The organism is Achromobacter spanius (assembly GCF_003994415.1).
GTDB classification, from domain to species: Bacteria; Pseudomonadota; Gammaproteobacteria; order Burkholderiales; family Burkholderiaceae_B; genus Achromobacter; species Achromobacter spanius_C.
The window spans coordinates 2,663,698-2,682,218 of the sequence record NZ_CP034689.1 but is presented as its reverse complement, the minus strand read 5'-3'; the positions used below and the strand labels follow the sequence as shown (position 1 = coordinate 2,682,218).

Sequence of the window (18,521 nt, the reverse complement as noted above, 5' to 3'; positions counted from 1 at the left end):
GCTTATTCGTTCAACTTGCGGACTCTGCATGGTAGCCGGGATCATCCGGGCTGCCATGACAGGCATGGGTCGGGGGGTGTTTTTCTAGAGACCTGCTTTGGGTCGGTTCCCTATCAGCCGGCATTCTAAGAAAGAAGATTAACCGGTCGCAAGGAAAATTTCATGTTGCGGTACGGCATTTCGTAATGTGAAATGTTGACCGCAAGCTGAATGGCCGATGACGGCACTTTTTAAGCTGTACGCCAAAAGCAGGGCTTGATTCCCGGCAATTCCCGGCCAACACGCACTAAAATGCGCGGTCTATCCGGCCCGAATTCCATGTCCAGCGCGCCCAAGTCAAATATTCCTACGCCGTTCCACGATCACGCCCGCACCCGCCGCCGCGGCGTGTATTGGGTCACGCCCGCCATGGTGCTGATCCTATACCTCTGTGTGATGGGGGTGTTCTTCTGGCTGCAGCGCATTCATGACGATAGCGTCATGTTTGTGACGATCGACCAGGAAATGCGCCAGCAACGCCTGATATGGGTGGTGCTGGCATTGTCTTGCGTCATCGTCATCAGCCTGTTGATGCTGTGGCGCTATACGCGGTTCCGCTCCACCGCCGAAGCCGCGCTGATCGCCGAAACGGGTTTTCGCCGCGCCATGGAAAATTCCATGTCCACCGGCATGCGCGTGCTGGATATGGAAGGCCGCATCGCTTATGTGAACCCGGCCTTCTGCCGCATGATCGGCTGGAACGAAGCTGACCTGATCGGCCGCAGCCCGCCCTTTCCTTATTGGGTGCCCGGTCGCCACGAACAGCACCAGCACACGCTGGACGTGCTGATGTCGGGCAAGACGCCCAGCAGCGGTCTGGAAGTGGAAGCGCAACGGCGCGACGGCTCGCGCTTTACCGCGCGCATGTATGTGTCGCCGCTGTTGGACCCCAACGGCAACCAGATCGGCTGGATGACGTCGATGACCGACATCACCGAGCCCAAGCGCATTCGCGAAGCTTTGACCGCCGCGCATGAGCGTTTCATGACGGTGCTGGAAGGCCTGGACGACGCCATCTCGGTGACGGCCGACACGCACGATGGCCTGGAACTGCTGTTCGCCAACCGCACCTACCGCCGCGTCTTTGGCGCGCAGACGGGCGGCCACGACGAACTGCTGGCCGGGCGCCGGGGCCGCTTCACTGACGAATCGGTGGAAGTGTTCGCGCCTTCTGTACAACGCTGGTTTGAAGTGCACCATCGCATGCTGGCCTGGACCGATGGCCGCCGCGTGCGCATGCAGGTGGCGCGCGACATCACCGAGCGCCGGGGCCATGAAGAAGCGTCGCGCGTGCAGCAGGAAAAGATCCAGCTGACCAGCCGCCTGACGACCATGGGCGAAATGGCCTCGTCCCTGGCGCACGAACTGAACCAGCCGCTGACCGCCATCGCCAACTACAGCATGGGCGCCGTCGCCCTGGTCAAGGCTGGCCACACCAGCCCCAACATGCTGCTGCCGGCGCTGGAAAAGGCCGCGTCACAGGCCGAACGCGCCGGCAAGATCATCAGCCGCATCCGCGAATTCGTGAAACGCAGCGAGCCGCGCCGCCAGCGCGTGGCCATTGGCCGCATTGTCGACAACGCCATCGGCTTTGCCGAAATCGACGCCCGCAAGCGCCGCATCCGCATCGACAGCTTCGTGCCGTCCAACGCGCCTGACGTCTTGGCCGACCCCATCTTGATTGAACAGGTGCTGTTGAACCTGCTGAAGAACGGGCTGGAAGCCATGGAAAACAGCGAGGTCGATGAGCTCAAGGTGGCGGTGATCCTGCACGAGCAGCACATCGAAGTGGCCGTGGTGGACCGTGGCCATGGCCTGGCCGAGCCCGAACGCCTGTTCGAACCCTTCTTCAGCACCAAGTCCCAGGGCCTGGGCATGGGGCTGAATATCTGCCGTACCATTATTGAATCGCACCACGGCCGTCTGTGGGCAGACCCCAACCCCGCCGGCGGTACTATTTTCCGCTTTACCCTGCCCTGCGCTGCATCCCAGCCGCAGGCCCAGAATGATCAGTCAGAGGAGTTGCACGCATGAACACGCCCCACCTGTCGAGCACGGTATTCATAGTTGACGACGACGAAGCGGTCCGCGATTCGTTGCGCTGGCTGCTGGAAGCCAATGGCTATCGCGTTCGCGCCTATGCCAGCGGTGAGTCCTTCCTGGAAGACTACGACGCCAGCCAGGTCGGCGTGCTGATCGCCGACGTGCGCATGCCCGGCATGAGCGGCCTGGAACTCCAGGAACAACTGATCGCCCGCAACGCCCCCCTGCCCATCGTGTTCATCACGGGCCACGGCGACGTGCCCATGGCGGTGTCCACGATGAAGAAAGGCGCTGTCGATTTTCTGGAAAAGCCCTTCAACGAATCCGACCTGCGCGAGATCGTCGCCCGCATGCTGGAGCAGGCCACGCAGCGGGTCAGCAAGCACCAGGCTCAGAAGGACCACGAAGCCATGCTGGCACGCCTGACCGCGCGCGAGCAACAGGTGCTGGAGCGCATTGTCGCCGGCCGCTTGAACAAGCAGATTGCCGACGACCTGGGCATCAGCATCAAGACCGTCGAGGCGCACCGCGCCAACATCATGGAAAAACTGGAAGTGACTACCGTTGCTGATTTGATGAAAGTGGCCTTGGCCAAACCCGAGGCACATGCATGACCGCTAGGATTATTGATGGCGCGGCCCTGTCGCTGCGCATTCGCGAAGAAGTGGCCCAACGTGTTGCGGCCTTGGCGGCCAAGGGCACGCGCCCCGGCCTGGCCGTGGTGCTGGTGGGCGCGGACCCCGCGTCCCAGGTTTACGTGCGCAACAAGGTTGCCGCCTGCGAGAAAGCCGGCCTGCATTCCGTCAAGGAACAGTACCCGGCCGAGATGACCGAGGCCGAACTGCTGGCCCGCATCGCCGTGTTGAACCAGGATCCGACCATACACGGCATCCTGGTGCAGTTGCCGCTGCCCAAGCACATGGATTCCCACAAGGTCATCGAAGCCATCGCGGCCGAGAAAGACGTGGACGGGTTCCACATCAGCAACGCCGGCCTGCTCATGACCGGCCAGCCGCTGTTCCGCCCCTGCACGCCCTACGGCGTGATGAAGATGCTGGAATCGGAAGGCGTGACGCTGCGCGGCGCGGAAGCCGTAATCGTCGGCGCCAGCAACATCGTCGGCAAGCCGATGGCCATGTTGCTGTTGCAAGCGGGCGCCACCATCACCATCTGCAATTCCAAGACGCGCGACCTGGCGGCCCAAACCCGCCGCGCGGATGTCCTGGTCGTTGCCACCGGCAAGCCCGGCATGATCGACGGTTCGATGATCAAGCCCGGCGCCGTGGTGATCGACGTGGGCATCAACCGTGGCGAAGACGGCAAACTGTGCGGCGACGTGGACTTCGCATCCGCCAAGGAAGTGGCCGGCGCCATCACCCCCGTACCGGGCGGTGTGGGCCCGATGACCATCGCCATGCTGCTGGTCAACACGGTAGAAGCCGCCGAACGCGCGGCGGGTTGATCCGGTAGGATGGGAGCAACGCGATTGGCGGTGTAAAAAAACCCCACCGCCGTGCGCGTGTATGGCCCGGGGACATGGGTAACGGGTGTTCGGGGACATAGGTAACACTTCTAGCATCACGGTATGGTCGTTTTTAGGAGCGAGCGATGCCGTGGAAGGAGTCAAGCCTTATGTCCTGCCGAATGGAGTTCGTTCAGCTTGCCCTGCAACCGGGCAGCAATGTGCGGGAGCTTTGCCGGCGTTTTGATATCAGCGCCAAGACCGCCTACAAGTGGTTGGGCCGCTACGAGCGGAACGGCCAGGCTGGGTTGCAAGATCTGTCTCGCAGGCCTGGCAATAGTCCTGGGCGCACGTGTGAGCAAATCGAAGCGCAGGTGATCGACCTGCACAAGCGTTACCCGTACTGGGGGCCTCGCAAGTTGCGGGCGCTGCTTGGGCCGACTACGGCGCCCGCGCCCAGCACCATCTCGGCAATTTTGCGACGACATGGCTATCGGGTCCAAGGCGAGGACTCGAACGTCGGGCTGGCGAACCAGCGCTTTGAGCATGAGGCGCCGAACCTGTTGTGGCAGATGGATTTCAAGGGGCACTTTGCCCTGACCGACGCGCGTCAGGGACGGTGCCATCCGCTGACGCTATTGGACGATCACTCACGCTACGCCCTGTGCATCCAGGCTTGTGGCGATGAGCGCAGCAAAACCGTGCAGCAGCACCTGAAGGCCGTATTTCGCCGTTACGGATTGCCCGAACGGATCACCGCGGACAACGGCCCATCCTGGGCATCGGTGCGCGGCCTGGGGCTGACAGGCCTGGAGGTTTGGCTCATGCGGCTGGGTGTGCGTATCAGCCACAGTCGTCCTCGCCACCCGCAAACCCAAGGCAAGCTAGAACGCCTGCATCGAACGCTCAAGCGCGAGTTGATCCAGGCCCGGGGGTTTAGCAGTCTGCTGGACTGCCAGCAAGCCATGGATCAGTGGCGTGAACAGTACAACCACATCCGGCCCCACCAGGCATTGGGGCAGATGCCGCCCCTATCGAGATATAGACCTAGCCCTCGTCGCTATCCTGCCTCGTTGCCCCCGATCGAATACGAGCCGGGCGATCGAGTGCTCAAGGTCAGGACCAAGGGGCAGATCATTGTGAACGGACGCGTCGTCTTCGTCGGAGAGGGAATGGCGGGTCTGCCGGTCGCGGTCAGACCCTCCTCGCAAGACGGCGTGCTCGATGTCGTCTTCCTGTACAAAATTGTCCAACAGATCGACCTCAGAGCACGCCAATAGGATAAAAACCTATGTGTTACCCATGTCCCCGAACATGTGTCACCCATGTCCCCGGTCCATACAGTGCGCGCGCAACCCATCACATCGTAGGATGGGTGCAGCGCGCACGACCATGTAGAAGAACCCCGCCGCCGTTCGCGCGAAACCCATCAGGCTACGCCAGGACCGTGGCGGGGCTTGGTAAAAACACCCGCATGCAATTCACGAAAGCCAGGGTGCCCGCACCTGCCACGGTGCCACGGTGCCACCTTCGAAAGCCCGTGTGGCTGCGTTTGCGCGGCGCCGACGCTGCTTGATGGGTTTCGCGCGTTGTTTGCCGGGGTTCTTTTTAATAGGCGTTCGCGCTGCACCCATCCTACGATGAACGTAGGCTGACGCGCGACGCACACGGGTCCACGCAATCCTCCCCTTGCTTTTGGGCAGATCGCCCCTATCTGCTCCCTATGTCTCTCGCCTTTTCCGGTAACACCATGACCCAGAATCCCCTGCTTGCCCCTGTCTCCGACCTGGTCGATTATGCGGCCGTCAAGCCGGGGCATATCGTCCCCGCCGTGGAAGAACTGCTGGGCATCGCCCGCCAGGCGGTCGACCATGCCGCTGATGCCGCACTGGCGCCCACCTGGGAAGCCGTGGTGGAACCGCTGGATACCGCCTCCGAACGCCTGTGGCGCGCCTGGTCGGTGGCTGGCCACCTGAACGCGGTCGTCAACACGCCGGAACTGCGCGAAGCCTACAACGCCGCGCTGCCGCTCATTACCGAATTTTCCACCTGGGTCGGGCTGCACGAAGGCCTGTACCGGCAATACCAGCGCCTGGCCGCCGCCCCCGATTTTGCATCGTGGTCGCCCGTGCGCCGCCGCATCGTCGAGATGGCGCTGCGCGACTTCCGCTTGAGCGGCGTGGAACTGCAAGGCGCCGACCGCGAGCGCTATGCGCAGATCTCCGACCGCGAAGCCCAGGCGTCGCAGAAGTTTTCCGAAAACGTGCTGGACGCCATCGACGCCTGGTCCTTGCTGGTGGACGATGAATCGCGTCTGACCGGCATCCCCGCCGACGTCCTGTCAGCCGCCCGCGCCGCCGCCGAAGAAGACGGCAAGCCGGGTTGGAAGCTGACCCTGAAAATGCCGTGCTACCTGCCCGTGATGCAGTACGCGCAAGACCGCGCGTTGCGCGAAGCGCTGTACCGGGGCTATGGCACCGTTGCCTCCGAACAAGGCGAAGCCAAGTTCGACAATTCTCCGCTGATCGAAGAACTGCTGTCCCTGCGCGCCGAGGAATCCGGCTTGCTGGGCCTGGGCACCTACGCATCGCTGCGCCTGCAAACCCGCATGGCGCGCGACGCCCGCGAAGTCACGGAATTCCTGCGCGATCTGGCCGCGCGCGCCAAGCCGTTTGCGCAGCGTGACCTGGCCGAACTCAAGGCCTACGCCACCGGCGAATTGGGTTTGGACGAGCTGCAACCCTGGGACGTGGCCTTTGCGTCTGAACGCCTGCGCGAATCGCGCTATGCCTATTCCGAAGATGAAGTGAAGCAGTACTTCACCGAACCCCGCGTGCTGGCCGGCCTGTTCGACGTCATTGAAAAACTGTTCGACGTGCGCCTGACCGAAACGCCCGTCTCCACCTGGCACAGCGACGCACGCGGCGTGCGCGTGGAACGCCCGGACGGCGGCTTGATCGGTTATCTGTACCTGGACCTGTATGCCCGTTCCGGCAAGCAAAGCGGGGCCTGGGTGGATAGCGAACGCGCTCGCCGCGTGGTGGCGGGGCAGGTGCAAACGCCCGTGGTCTACCTGACCTGCAACTTCTCGCGCCCCAACGGCGACCGCGCCGCCGTACTTACGCACGACGACGTCATCACCCTGTTCCACGAAACCGGCCATGCGCTGCACGCGCTGTTGTCGGAAGTGGACGAACCCGGCGCGGCGGCATTTGCCAGCGTGGAGTGGGACGCCATCGAACTGCCCTCGCAGTTCATGGAGAATTTCTGCTGGGAATGGGCAGTGGTGCAAAAGCTGTCGGCGCATGTGGACACGGGCGAACCGCTGCCGCGCGCGCTGTACGACCGGCTGGTCGCGGCGCGCAATTACCAAAGCGGCATGCAGGCCGTGCGCCAGATTGAATTCGCGCTGTTCGACATGCTGATGCACGACCGCGCCAAGGGTGCATCCATTTCGGAAGTGCTGGCGCTGCTGCAGGAAGTTCGTCAGGAAGTGGCGGTGCTGTTCCCGCCGTCGTGGCACCGCCTGCCGCACGCGTTCTCGCATCTGTTCGCGGGCGGTTACGGCGCGGGTTACTACAGCTACAAGTGGGCCGAAGTGCTGTCGGCGGATGCCTACGAGGCCTTCGAGGAAGCCGCGGCCAAGCAGCCCGGTAACGCGCTGGGCACGCTGGACCCCGAAACCGGCGCCCGCTTCCGTCGCGAAGTCCTGGCCGTAGGCGGCTCGCGCCCCGCCGCCGATTCCTTCGCCGCCTTCCGCGGCCGCCCCCCCCGCATCGACGCCCTGCTGCGCCACAGCGGCATGAGCGGCACGTAAAACGCCAACGTAGGATGGGTGAAGCGCGGCAAAGTCGATGCAAAAAGCACAGCATCTACCGCGCGTAACCCATCAGCAGCCGGCACCATAACGCCAGCGCCACCAGATGGGTTACGCGCGATTCAGGCCATTGATTTTCTGCACCGCATCGCGCGCTTCACCCATCCTACGAAAAACGAACGACGAACGTAGGATGGGTGAAGCGCGGCAAAGTCGATGCAAAAAATACGGTACCTGCCGCGCGTAACCCATCAGCAGCCGCGACCATAACGCCGATGCCACCAGATGGGTTGCGCGCGATGCAGCGCCGATATTCTTCTGCCCCGCATCGCGCGCTTCACCCATCCTACGCACGCACCGCCGACACCACCAACCACCTTCCATGCACCGACTGCCTGGATCCCGCTTGCTTCCAAAATCCGCGGATCTCCTCATCCTCCGCCCGCTTCACACGCCGACGGTAATAAAACCGTGACGGCACCGCCAACACATGTTCCATCATTCGCTTCGGTTTCGGTTCATCAACCTCATGCAGCGTGATATCCACGAAACCGTAATGCGACAACAACAAATGCAGTTGCGGAAAGCTCCACGGGAAATACGTGATGTAGTCATCGCCCCGCTTGCGGCCCACCATCGGCCGGAAACCGGAATGGAAACCGCGCATCAGAAACTGCAGCCGTGATCGCATGTTCCAGGTATTGGGCGTGGTGATGATCACCGTGCCGCCTGGGCGCAGCGCATCGTGCAAACTCTGCAGCAGCACGCCCGGATTCGTCATCAAGTGAATCGCCTCGCAGCAGACCACAGCGTCATACGCCTCGGCCACGCTCAGCGGGGTATCCAGATCGTGTTCGGTCACCGACCGATAGCTGGCGCTTGCTGGTGGGAATTCCCATAGGCCCACACCGTCAACGACCACTTGCCCGTCGGCTTCCGCAGACAGCGTTTCACCCAACCAGCCCACGCCGCAAGGCGCGTCCAGCACCCGCTGGGCACGCCGGGTGCGCAAAATTTCGATAACCACCGGGTAATACGGGTAACAAAGGGCGGTGTTCGCTGCCATATCCACGTTAACGCTCTCTTCACATCACACTGACGACGCACCGAATGTACTTCGGCGTTGCGGTCTGTTGAAAGGGTGAGCAACACGCCATAAGTTTGCGGCAAGACAAACGTCGGCCTTGCATCAGGCCCGCAATGCCCCTCCGCCCGCCGCCCCGCCCCACTCATGAAGGTAGAATCAACAAGCTTGCCGCGGGCTTGCCCTTCGTTCAACCTTTTGGCACTTCCTGGACTCATGCGACACCTCATTACCGGCCGCGCCTGGCGCGGCCTGCTGCTGGCTCTGTGTGTGTTTCTTGCCGCCTGCGGCGATCGGAACGTGGACTGGACGCTCTACAACGTCAAGGGCCATTTGCCCGATCTGAAATTCTCGCTGCCCGGCGCGGGCGGCAAGACCATCAACAGCGATGATCTCAAGGGCAAGACCGTCATGCTGTTCTTCGGCTACGCCAGTTGCCCCGACATCTGCCCCACCACCATGGCGCAACTGACCGCGGTGCTGCAGAACCTGGGCGACAAGGCCGAAAACGTGCGCATCGTGTTCGTCAGCGTCGACCCCCACCGCGACACACCCGACATCCTGCAGGCCTATGTCAATGCCTTCAACAACAATGCCATCGGCGTGACCGGCAATGAAAAGCAGGTGGCGGATCTGGCCCGCCGCTACCGCGTGGCCTACCAGATTGAAAAGCCGCGCCCCGGCGACGACGCCGACATGTACGAAGTGACGCACAGCCGCGGTGTGTATATTTTCGACAAGGACGGCCACGCGCGCCTGCTGGCGTCCGACACCGACAGCGTCGACGCCCTGACCAAAGACGTCCGGCAGTTGATCGACATTACGTCCTGACCCGGACGCCACGGGGACCGTGCACCGCAACATGTTGCATGGCAACCCCACATACCAGTTGTTACAGCCGCGTCATAAAGAGCGTGGGTATCATCAGTGCGCATCGCCCCCTTTTTTCCAAAGCAAGGAGTACGCGCATGAGCATTATCATCATGATCATCGTCGGGTTCATCGTGGGCTTGATCGCCCGCGCCATCATGCCCGGAGACCAGAACATGGGGATCATCATGACCACCATCCTGGGTATCGTCGGCGCCGTGGTGGCCGGGTTCCTGGGACAGACGATGGGTTGGTATGCGGAAGGCGAACCCGCGGGTTGGATCGCGTCGGTGATCGGCGCCATCATCGTGTTGTTCGTGGTTGGCCTGATCGCCCGCAAGCGCGCTTGACGCCCTGCCAAGACAATCATCAATAAAAATCGGGCCGATCTTTCGATCGGCCCGTTTCTTTTTTTGCTGAGTTTCTTTTTTTGCTGAGTTTCTTTTGCGCTGAATTTATTGCGCCAAAAAATTCAGCGCACCCCGCTTACGATCCCGTGGCCGACACGGCCGGCGCCGTCTGCGCCGCCACCGTGCGCTCGGTCCAACCGCCGCCCAGCACCTTGTACAAGGTAACCAGGTTCGACAGCCGCGCCAGGCGCGTATCCACCAAGGCCTGTTGCGCCGTATACAACGAACGCTGCGAATCCAGCACGCTGAGGTAGTCGTCGATACCCTGGCGGAAACGCTGGTCCGACACGTCGTAGGCGCGCTGGTTGGCATTCACCAGCAAGCGCTGCGCTTCAATCTGGTCGTCCAGCGTGCCCCGTCCGGCCAAGGCGTCCGCCACTTCGCGGAACCCCGTCTGGATGGACTTCTCGTACTGCGCCACCTGGATGTTCTTTTGCACCTTGGCCAAGTCCAGGCTCGCCCGCAGCGAACCGCCCGCGAAGATCGGCACGGTGATCTGGGGCGCGAAGCTCCAGGCGCCCGAACCACCTTCGAACAAACCGCCCAGGCTGGCGCTGGCGGTGCCCGCCTGGCCGGTCAGGCTGATGGTGGGAAAGAACGCCGCGCGCGCCGCGCCGATATTGGCATTGGCGCCTTTAAGCTGATGCTCGGCCGCGCGGATGTCCGGGCGGCGCGCCAGCAGGTCCGACGGCAGGCCGGCGGGCAAGGTGGTCGGCAGCATGCCGTCGTCCAGCGTCACCGCCTGGTCCAGCGCCGCGACAATCTCGGGCGACATGGGCTGGCCCACCAGCAGCGTCAAGGCATTGCGGTCCTGCGCGGCCTGGCGCGTGTATTGAGACAGGTTGCGCTGGGCCGTGCGCAGCGACACTTCCGCCTGGCTCAAGTCCAGCGCGGTGGACAGGCCCTGGTCATAGCTTTGCTGCGTGAGCTTGTAGGAATCTTCCTGGCTCTTGAGCGTGTCGCGCGTCAGGCTCAGCAGTTCCTGGTCGGCGCGCAGCGTCAGGTAGGCGTTGGCCACTTCGGCTATCAGCGTCAACTGCGTGGCCGTGCGCGTTTCGTCCAGCGCCAGATAGGACTCCAGCGCCTGGTCGCTCAGGCTGCGGATGCGGCCGAACAAGTCCAGTTCCCACGCGGACATGGCGGCGCCCACCTGGTAGCTGCGGCTGGTGGTGGCGCGGCCGCTGGCGGACAAGTCCGCCGGGGTGCGCTGGGCGGATTCCTGGCCGGCCACGCCCACGCTGGGCAGCAGGTCGGCGCGCTGGATGCGGTACTGCGCACGCGCGGCTTCCACATTCAAGGCCGCCACGCGCAGGTCGCGGTTGTTCGCCAAGGACAGTTCAATCAACTGTTGCAGCAGCGGGTCGCTGAAGAAATCGCGCCAGCCGATATCGGCCGTGGACATGCCCAGCGCCGCGTTGGCACCGTCGGCCTGGTAGGCCGGGCCGGTGGGATAAGTTGCGCTGACCGGCGCGTCCGGCCGTTCATAGGTGGGGGCCAGCGAGCAGCCCGCCAGGGCCGCCGCCAGGGAAACAGACAACAAGGTTCTCATCTGAAGTTTCATTACGGTTGCCCCTCGGCGGACACATCCTTCGAGCCGTTGGCGCTGGCGTCGTGCTTGTCTTGGCTTTCGCTGACGCGCTTGACCTTGAACACGCGCAGCATGATCACGAAAAAGGCCGGAACAAAGAAGATGGCCAGGAACGTGCCGGTCAGCATGCCGCCGATCACACCCGTGCCGATGGCGTTCTGGCTGCCCGAACCGGCGCCCGACGAGATCGCCAGCGGCGTCACGCCCAGGATGAACGCCAGCGACGTCATCAAGATGGGCCGCAGGCGTTGGCGGGCGGCGTGAACGGCCGATTCCGTCAGGCTTGCACCGGACTCGAAGTGTTCCTTGGCGAACTCCACGATCAGGATGGCGTTTTTGGCCGCCAGCCCCACCGTGGTCAATAGCCCCACCTGGAAGTACACGTCGTTGGACAAGCCGCGCGCCAGCGTCGCCAGCAGCACGCCGATAATGCCCAGCGGCACCACCAGCATCACCGCCGTCGGGATGGACCAGCTTTCGTACAAGGCGGCCAGACACAAGAACACCACGATCAAGGAAATCGCGTACAGCGCCGGCGCCTGCGAGCCCGACAAGCGCTCTTCAAACGACAGCCCCGTCCATTCAAAGCCCACGCCCACCGGCAGCTTGGCCGCCAGCCTTTCCATTTCTTCCATGGCCGCGCCCGAGCTGTAGCCCGGCGCCGCCTGGCCCTGGATGTTGTAGGACGGCACGCCGTTATAGCGGTTCAGCTTTTGCGGACCGAAGCTCCACGTAGCCTTCGAGAATGCCGAGAACGGCACCATGTCGCCCGCGTTGTTGCGCACATACCATTTGTTCAGGTCATCCGGCAGCATGCGCGATGATGCCTCGCCCTGCGCGAACACCTTCTTCACGCGGCCACGGTCGATGAAGTCGTTGACGTACGACGACCCCCACGCGGTGGCCAGCGTGCTGTTGATGTCGGACACGGCCACGCCCAGCGCACGCGCTTTCTCGCGGTCGATGTCCAGTTGGTACTGCGGCGCGTCTTCGATGCCGTTGGGACGCACACCCACCAGCACCGGACTCTTGGCGGCTTCGCCCAGCAACTGGTTGCGCGCGGCCAGCAGCTTTTCGTGGCCCACGCCGGCGCGGTCCATCAGCTGGAAGTCAAAGCCGGTGACGTTGCCCAGTTCCATCACGGACGGCGGCGGCACCACGAACAATTGCGCGCGGCGCTCGGTCTTGGCAAAGTGCGCATTGGCGCGCCCCGCCACGGCGGCCGCCTTCAGGCTGGCGTCGCCGCGCTCTTCCCAGTCACGCAGCTTGATGAACAGGATGGACGCGTTCTGACCACGGCCACCAAAGTTGAAACCGTTGACCGCGAACACCGAGGTCACGGCATCCTTTTCTTCGGTCAGCAGGTACTTGGTGGCGTCGTCGATGACGGCCTTGGTGGCTTCGGCGGTGGCGCCGGCAGGCGTCTGGATCTGGGCGAACAAAATGCCCTGATCCTCGCCCGGCAGGAAGGCGGTGGGAATGCGCGTGAACAGCCAGCCCATGGCAATGACCAGGGCCAGGTACACGACCATCAGGCGCTTGGTGCGGTTCAGCCCGCGCGCAACGGTGTTGGCGTAACCATTGCTGCTGCGTTCGAACGTGCGGTTGAACCAGCCAAAGAAGCCTCGCTTCGAACCGTGATGGCCCTTGGGAATGGGCTTGAGCAAGGTGGCGCACAAGGCCGGCGTGAAGACGATGGCGACCAGCACCGACAGCACCATGGACGACACGATCGTGATGGAGAACTGGCGATAGATCACGCCCGTGGAGCCGCCAAAGAACGCCATGGGCACGAACACGGCGGCCAGCACCATGGCAATGCCGACCAGCGCGCCCGTGATCTGGCTCATGGACTTGCGGGTGGCCTGCTTGGGCGTCAGGCCCTCTTCGGCCATCACGCGTTCCACGTTTTCCACCACCACGATCGCGTCGTCCACCAACAGGCCAATGGCCAGCACCATGCCGAACATCGTCAAGGTATTGATGGAATAGCCAAACGCGGCCAGCACGCCGAACGTGCCCAGCAGCACCACCGGCACGGCCAGCGTGGGGATGATGGTGGCGCGGAAGTTCTGCAAGAACAGGTACATCACCAGGAAGACCAGGATGATGGCTTCTACCAGGGTCTTGAACACTTCATGAATCGACAGGCTGACGAACGGCGTCGTGTCGTACGGATACACGACGTCCATGCCCTGCGGGAAATACGGCTTCAGGTTGTTGATGGTGTCGCGCACCGCCTGCGCCGTATCCAGCGCGTTGGCGCCCGGCGCGAGCTTGATCGCCAGACCCGCGGCCGGGTTGCCGTTGTAGTAGCTGTCGATGGCGTAGGTCTGCCCGCCCAGCTCAATGCGCGAGACATCGCGCAAGCGCACTTGCGAACCATCGGTATTGACCTTGAGCAGGATCTGGCCGAAGTCTTCCGGCTTCTCCAGACGCGAGGGCCCGATGATGGTGGCGTTCAACTGCTGCCCACGCACGGACGGCAGGCCGCCCAACTGGCCGGACGACACCTGCACGTTCTGTTCCTGGATCGCCGACACCACGTCCACCGTGGTCAGCCCGTAGTTCACAAGCTTGGCGGGGTCCAGCCAGATGCGCATCGCGTACTGCGAGCCGAACAGCTGGAAGTCGCCCACGCCTTGCGTGCGGCTGATGGGGTCTTGAATGTAGGACGCGACGTAATCGGCCAGGTCGTCCCGCGTCATTGAACCGTCGGTGGACACAAAGCCCGCCACCATCAGGAAGTTCTTGGTGGCCTTGGTGACGCGTATGCCCTGCTGCTGCACTTCCTGCGGCAAGAGCGGCTGCGCCAGCGACAGCTTGTTCTGCACCTGCACCTGCGCCGTGTCCGGGTTGGTGCCTTGCTTGAAGGTCAGCGTGATGGACATGCTGCCGTCGGAATTGCTTTCCGACGAGATGTACTGCAAGCCGTCCAGGCCGTTCATCTGCTGTTCGATGACCTGCACCACGGTGTCCTGCACGGTTTGCGCGGACGCGCCCGGGTAGGTCACCGCGATGCCGATGGCGGGCGGCGCGATGTTGGGATACTGCGAAACCGGCAATTGCAGGATGGACAGCGCGCCGGCCATCATCAGCACGATCGCGATCACCCAGGCAAAAACCGGCCTATCGATAAAAAACTTTGCCATGCGTGGCTCCCTGATTACTGCTTGGCCGGGGCGGCATTGGCCGCCTGCGGCTGCGGCGCCTTGGCGCCGGCTTCGGTGGCGACGACTTCAACGCCCGGACGCACCATTTGCAGACCTTCCACGATGACCTTGTCGCCGGCGGCCAGGCCGTCGGTAACCAGCCACTTGTCGCCAATGGCGCGGTCGGTCTTCAGTTCGCGCAGTTCCACCTGGTTCTTGGCGTTGACGACCAGCGCCGTCGGCAGGCCGCGCTGGTTGCGCGTCACGCCGCGTTGCGGCACCAGCAAGCCGTCGGCGGCCACGCCGTCAGCCAGTCGCGCACGCACGAACATGCCCGGCAAGAGGCGGCGGTCGGGGTTGGGGAACACCGCGCGCAGCGTGATGGAACCGGTGCCCTGGTCTACCGTGACTTCCGAGAACTGAAGCTTGCCGGTCTGCTTGTACTGCGAGCCATCTTCCAGGGTCAGCGTGACCAGCGCGGCCTGTTCGCCGTCGGCACGCTTCAACTGGCCGCTGGCCAGTGCGTCTTGCAGGCGCAGCAACTGCACGCTGGACTGGGTCACGTCAACGTAGATCGGGTCAATCTGCTGCACCGACGCCAAGGCCGCGGTCTGGTTGGCCGTGACCAGCGCGCCTTCGGTCACCGACGAACGGCCGATGATGCCTGCAATGGGCGACAGCACCTTGGTGTAGACCAGGTTGATGCGCGCGGTATCCAGCGCGGCCTTGGCCGACAGCACGTCGGCGGCGGCCTGGTCACGCGAGGCCACGGCGTTGTCGTAGGTCTGTTGGCTGACGGCGCGCGTGGCCACCAGCGGCTTGTAGCGTTCGGCCAGCAAGGCGGCCGTCTTCTGCTGCGCCTGGGCGCGGGCCAACGCCGCCTTCTGGCTGTCCACATTGGCTTGGTACAGCGCCGGGTCGATCTGATAGAGCTGCTGGCCGGCCTTGACCTCGCCGCCTTCAGTGAACAGGCGCTTTTGCACAATGCCGTTCACTTGCGGCCGCACTTCGGCCACGCGGAACGGGGACGTGCGGCCCGGCAATTCGGTGGTCAGGGAAACAGGCTGCGTGGCCAGGGTCACCACGGTAACCTGCGGTTTGCCCGCCTGCGGCGCGTCTTGTTTCTTGCCGCAAGCGGCCAGGGTGAGAGCCGATGCCGTCAGCGTGAGCACTGCCGCGCTGCGCCACATAGCGCTTTTCTTATTCATAGATATTCCCGATTTCCGACAAAAATAGGAGCCCGCCTCCCGCCCGCGGTAAGGGGGGAGGTCTTGTGCATCGAATGGGTGGATTGGCATTGAAAACGCAAGAGGGGCTTTAGTGCATTGCTGCATTGCAGAACCCGCATTCTGAGTTATCCCGCCCTGGAAACAAAGGGGCGCAGAAAGAAAACATCATTCCATTTATGGGACAATTTCCCGAACTGGGTCTGTGAAAGAATCTCGCCATGAAACGCTTACAAGGCATGGAACTCTTCGTCGAAGTGGCCAAGACACGTAGTTTTAGCCGCGCTGCAGCAACGCTGGGCGTGCCTAAATCCACCTTGTCTCGCCAGGTGGCCGAATTGGAAAAGTCGGTGGGCCTGCGCTTGTTGAGCCGCACCACCCGCAAGGTGGAACTGACCGACGCCGGGCGGCTGTACTTTGAACGCTGCCAACGCATCGTGGCCGAAGCGCAGATTGCCCATGAAGAATTGCAGAAACTGGTCGATACGCCAGCCGGGCCGTTACGGGTGAACATGCCCGCCGATTTCGGCACGGACTTCCTGGCTGAATCGTTCATGGAGTTCTCCCGCCGCTATCCCGACGTTACGTTTTTCCTGGACCTGGCAAATCCGGATCACGCCTCGCGCGTGTTCCAGACCTGCGATATCTCGATCGAAATCGGCGAACTGCCCGATTCGACGCAAATCGCCCGGCTGCTGGGCATGCTGCCCGCGCACCTGTATGCCTCGCACGACTACCTGGAAAAGCACGGAGAACCCAAGCACCCCAGTGACTTGACCCGTCACGAGTGCATCGAATTCCGCGCGGAAGGCGCGGGCCGCGTCACGCGCTGGCCGCTTAACTGCGGCGATCAGCACATCGAGTTCACGCCGGGCAACCGGTTTTCGGTAAACGGAGTCGCCATGGCGCGGCGCCTGGCCATGCTGGGCGCGGGCATCGCGGTGCTGGTGGGCGGCCAGACGGCCGAACAGCAATCAGGGCAGTTGCGGCGCGTATTGCCAGACTGGCAATTGGGCCCCTTCCCTGTCTATGCGGTCACCGAAACTCGGTTGCTGCCGGCCAAGACCCGGATCTTCATCGAATTCCTGATGGAGCGTCTGGGCAGCAACGGGCAGGCGAAGGATACCCCCGCTTTCATGAAATAAAGGGGGCTTGGAAACAGACTGAAAAATCTGCTGGGCGCCGACATCAGTTGTCGGCTGAGCCGAACAGGGAAGCTGAATATTCCCTGAAAGAAGAATCAAAAAAGAAGCGTCAAAACCCTTCGTCGTCGCGCAGATAACGCCACTGACCCAGCGGCAAATCACCCAGTTGCACGCGGCCGATGCGTACGCGTTTCAAGCCCACCACTTTCAGGCCGACCAGTTCGCACATGCGGCGAATCTGGCGCTTCTTGCCTTCGCGCAGCACAAAGCGCAGTTGGTCGTGGTTCTGCCAACGCACGTGCGCGGGCTTGAGCGCCTTGCCATCCAACGACAGGCCATGGTTCAACAGTTCCAGCCCACGGTCGGGCAAATCGCCCTGCACGCGCACCAGGTATTCCTTATCAACGCTGGAGTCTTCGCCGATCAGATGCTTGGCGATGCGGCCGTCTTGCGTCAGCACCAGCAGGCCTTGCGAGTCGATGTCCAGGCGGCCAGCCACCGCCAGCCCTTCCAGGTGCGCGCGTTCAAAGCGCTGCGGATGCCGGCAGCCCGCAAAGCGCGAGCGCGAGTCGATCAGTGCCACCGCTGGCGTATAGCCCTTTTCTGCCTGGCCCGACACATACCCCACCGGCTTGTTGATCAGGATGGTGACGCGCGACGTCTGGCGCGCCTGCGCGGCGCGCTCAAGGGTGATGACCTGGTCGGGGAACGCCTTGGCGCCCAATTCGGACACCACGACGCCGTCCACGCGGACCCAGCCGCGTTCGATATAGCTGTCGGCCTCGCGGCGCGAGCAGAGTCCGCGCTCGGACATGAGCTTGGAGATACGTACTTTTTCCATGGGCGGTATTGTATGCGTTGGCGGGCCGCCCGCCGCCCGCGCCGCTCTGCCATTCCGCTTGCCCTTGCCACCTGCCTGCGGCATTGCGACGCAGGCGGGCCGCGCGCCGAGCTTGGCATAATACGCAGCCATGATGAAACCCGCAGCCCATCACCCCCCGCTTGCCCCCGGCTGGCTGGCCGTCGCGCCGCCCGTCCTGCCCCCCGCCATGCGCCACTGGCTGTTCCGCCCTGGCGCGCTCACCGCCGGCTTGCGCCAGGTGGGCCAGGTACGCCTGCGCGTGCTGGCCGAATACGCCGACGGCGCGCCGCCCGACGAAGCGCGCGCCATGGGCATCGCGCCCGGCTCGCCCGTGTGGATCCGCGAAGTGCTGATGTCGGTAAACGGCGTGGACAGCGTGCCCGCCCGCAGCCTGACGCCGCTGCGCGCCTCGCACGGCGCCTGGCAAGGCATGCGCCGGCTCTTGACCCGGCCGCTTGCCGACATGCTGTATCACGACAGCACCGTCATCCGCTCGCCCTTTGCCTGCCGCCGCCTGGCGTCACCCGTGCCTTTCCACGCCACGGCGCGCGGGGCCTTGTCGGCGGATCGTCGGGAGCAGGACGCCGCCCGGGTCTGGGCGCGCCGATCCGTCTTCTGGCGCCAGGGTCAGCCGCTATTGGTGGCCGAGTGCTTTTTGCCCGGGTTCTGGGATGAGATCGCCAACCAGCCCGTGCCGCCGCTGGTGCCGCATCAGCGCACGGCGCGTTGATGGTCAAGCGTTGGGCGTTGGGCGTTAGGCGTCGATCGTTGAGCGCCTTTCTTACGGCATTTCGCCGGAATCATCATGGACGCCATGCGCCGT

The 18,521-nt window shown here is 63.4% G+C and carries 15 protein-coding genes; 9 read left to right on the top strand and 6 right to left on the bottom strand.

From position 1 onward, the window contains the following. Nucleotides 1-318 precede the first annotated feature (318 nt). The 5 genes from ELS24_RS12405 (at nt 319) to ELS24_RS12385 (ending at nt 7,361) form a co-directional block, all read left to right on the top strand. On the top strand, nt 319-2,073 hold the full coding sequence (locus tag ELS24_RS12405) for a PAS domain-containing sensor histidine kinase (protein WP_050448986.1): 1,755 nt from the start codon (nt 319-321) through the stop codon (nt 2,071-2,073). Next, nucleotides 2,070-2,696 (top strand): response regulator transcription factor, encoded by a 627-nt coding sequence (locus ELS24_RS12400; protein ID WP_043545730.1) that lies wholly within the window; start codon nt 2,070-2,072, stop codon nt 2,694-2,696. Before ELS24_RS12405 ends, ELS24_RS12400 begins: the two co-directional genes overlap by 4 nt. Beyond that, nucleotides 2,693-3,544 (top strand): bifunctional methylenetetrahydrofolate dehydrogenase/methenyltetrahydrofolate cyclohydrolase FolD, encoded by an 852-nt coding sequence (gene folD / locus ELS24_RS12395; RefSeq protein WP_050448987.1) that lies wholly within the window; start codon nt 2,693-2,695, stop codon nt 3,542-3,544. Before ELS24_RS12400 ends, folD begins: the two co-directional genes overlap by 4 nt. Nucleotides 3,545-3,690: 146 nt before the next feature. Continuing rightward, on the top strand, nt 3,691-4,824 hold the full coding sequence (locus ELS24_RS12390; protein WP_127184292.1) for an IS481 family transposase: 1,134 nt from the start codon (nt 3,691-3,693) through the stop codon (nt 4,822-4,824). 470 nt (nt 4,825-5,294) lie between these two features. Next, a complete protein-coding gene (locus ELS24_RS12385; RefSeq protein ID WP_127184291.1) occupies nt 5,295-7,361 on the top strand; it encodes a M3 family metallopeptidase in 2,067 nt (688 codons plus the stop codon). Between the two features lie 111 nt (nt 7,362-7,472). Here the strand turns inward: ELS24_RS12385 and ELS24_RS12380 are convergent, their stop codons facing one another. Then, nucleotides 7,473-7,706: a hypothetical protein gene (locus ELS24_RS12380; RefSeq protein ID WP_127184290.1), complete on the bottom strand. Its 234-nt coding sequence runs from the start codon at nt 7,704-7,706 to the stop codon at nt 7,473-7,475. A 1-nt stretch (nt 7,707) separates the two neighbouring features. Next, a complete protein-coding gene (locus ELS24_RS12375; RefSeq protein WP_240669553.1) occupies nt 7,708-8,328 on the bottom strand; it encodes a class I SAM-dependent methyltransferase in 621 nt (206 codons plus the stop codon). A 333-nt stretch (nt 8,329-8,661) separates the two neighbouring features. Between ELS24_RS12375 and ELS24_RS12370 the strand changes: the two genes are divergently transcribed. After that, nucleotides 8,662-9,276: an SCO family protein gene (locus ELS24_RS12370; RefSeq protein ID WP_050448990.1), complete on the top strand. Its 615-nt coding sequence runs from the start codon at nt 8,662-8,664 to the stop codon at nt 9,274-9,276. Nucleotides 9,277-9,413: 137 nt separating this feature from the next. Then, complete coding sequence (locus tag ELS24_RS12365) at nt 9,414-9,665, top strand: GlsB/YeaQ/YmgE family stress response membrane protein (protein WP_050448991.1); 252 nt, start codon at nt 9,414-9,416, stop codon at nt 9,663-9,665. Nucleotides 9,666-9,801: 136 nt separating this feature from the next. On the opposite strand, the gene adeC is transcribed toward ELS24_RS12365, so the two are convergent. From adeC to ELS24_RS12350, 3 genes are read right to left on the bottom strand one after another with little or no spacing between them, the layout of a single operon-like run. Further along, nucleotides 9,802-11,286 carry an AdeC/AdeK/OprM family multidrug efflux complex outer membrane factor gene (adeC, locus tag ELS24_RS12360; protein WP_127184289.1) on the bottom strand — a complete coding sequence of 495 codons (1,485 nt, stop codon included), beginning with the start codon at nt 11,284-11,286 and terminating at the stop codon, nt 9,802-9,804. Beyond that, a complete protein-coding gene (locus ELS24_RS12355) occupies nt 11,286-14,465 on the bottom strand; it encodes an efflux RND transporter permease subunit (protein WP_127184288.1) in 3,180 nt (1,059 codons plus the stop codon). Before ELS24_RS12355 ends, adeC begins: the two co-directional genes overlap by 1 nt. Nucleotides 14,466-14,479: 14 nt before the next feature. Continuing rightward, entirely contained in the window at nt 14,480-15,655 is a 1,176-nt protein-coding gene (locus tag ELS24_RS12350; RefSeq protein ID WP_127186315.1) for an efflux RND transporter periplasmic adaptor subunit, read from the bottom strand. 275 nt (nt 15,656-15,930) lie between these two features. Here ELS24_RS12350 and ELS24_RS12345 point away from each other — a divergent pair, with 275 nt between their 5' ends. Then, nucleotides 15,931-16,836, top strand: coding sequence for a LysR family transcriptional regulator (locus ELS24_RS12345; protein ID WP_050448995.1), 906 nt, complete (start codon nt 15,931-15,933; stop codon nt 16,834-16,836). 109 nt (nt 16,837-16,945) lie between these two features. On the opposite strand, the gene ELS24_RS12340 is transcribed toward ELS24_RS12345, so the two are convergent. After that, complete coding sequence (locus tag ELS24_RS12340) at nt 16,946-17,677, bottom strand: pseudouridine synthase (protein WP_050448996.1); 732 nt, start codon at nt 17,675-17,677, stop codon at nt 16,946-16,948. A 130-nt stretch (nt 17,678-17,807) separates the two neighbouring features. Between ELS24_RS12340 and ELS24_RS12335 the strand changes: the two genes are divergently transcribed. Further along, the gene (locus ELS24_RS12335; protein ID WP_127184287.1) at nt 17,808-18,428 is read left to right on the top strand and encodes a chorismate--pyruvate lyase family protein; all 621 of its coding nucleotides are present in this window, start codon (nt 17,808-17,810) and stop codon (nt 18,426-18,428) included. Nucleotides 18,429-18,521: the final 93 nt, after the last annotated feature.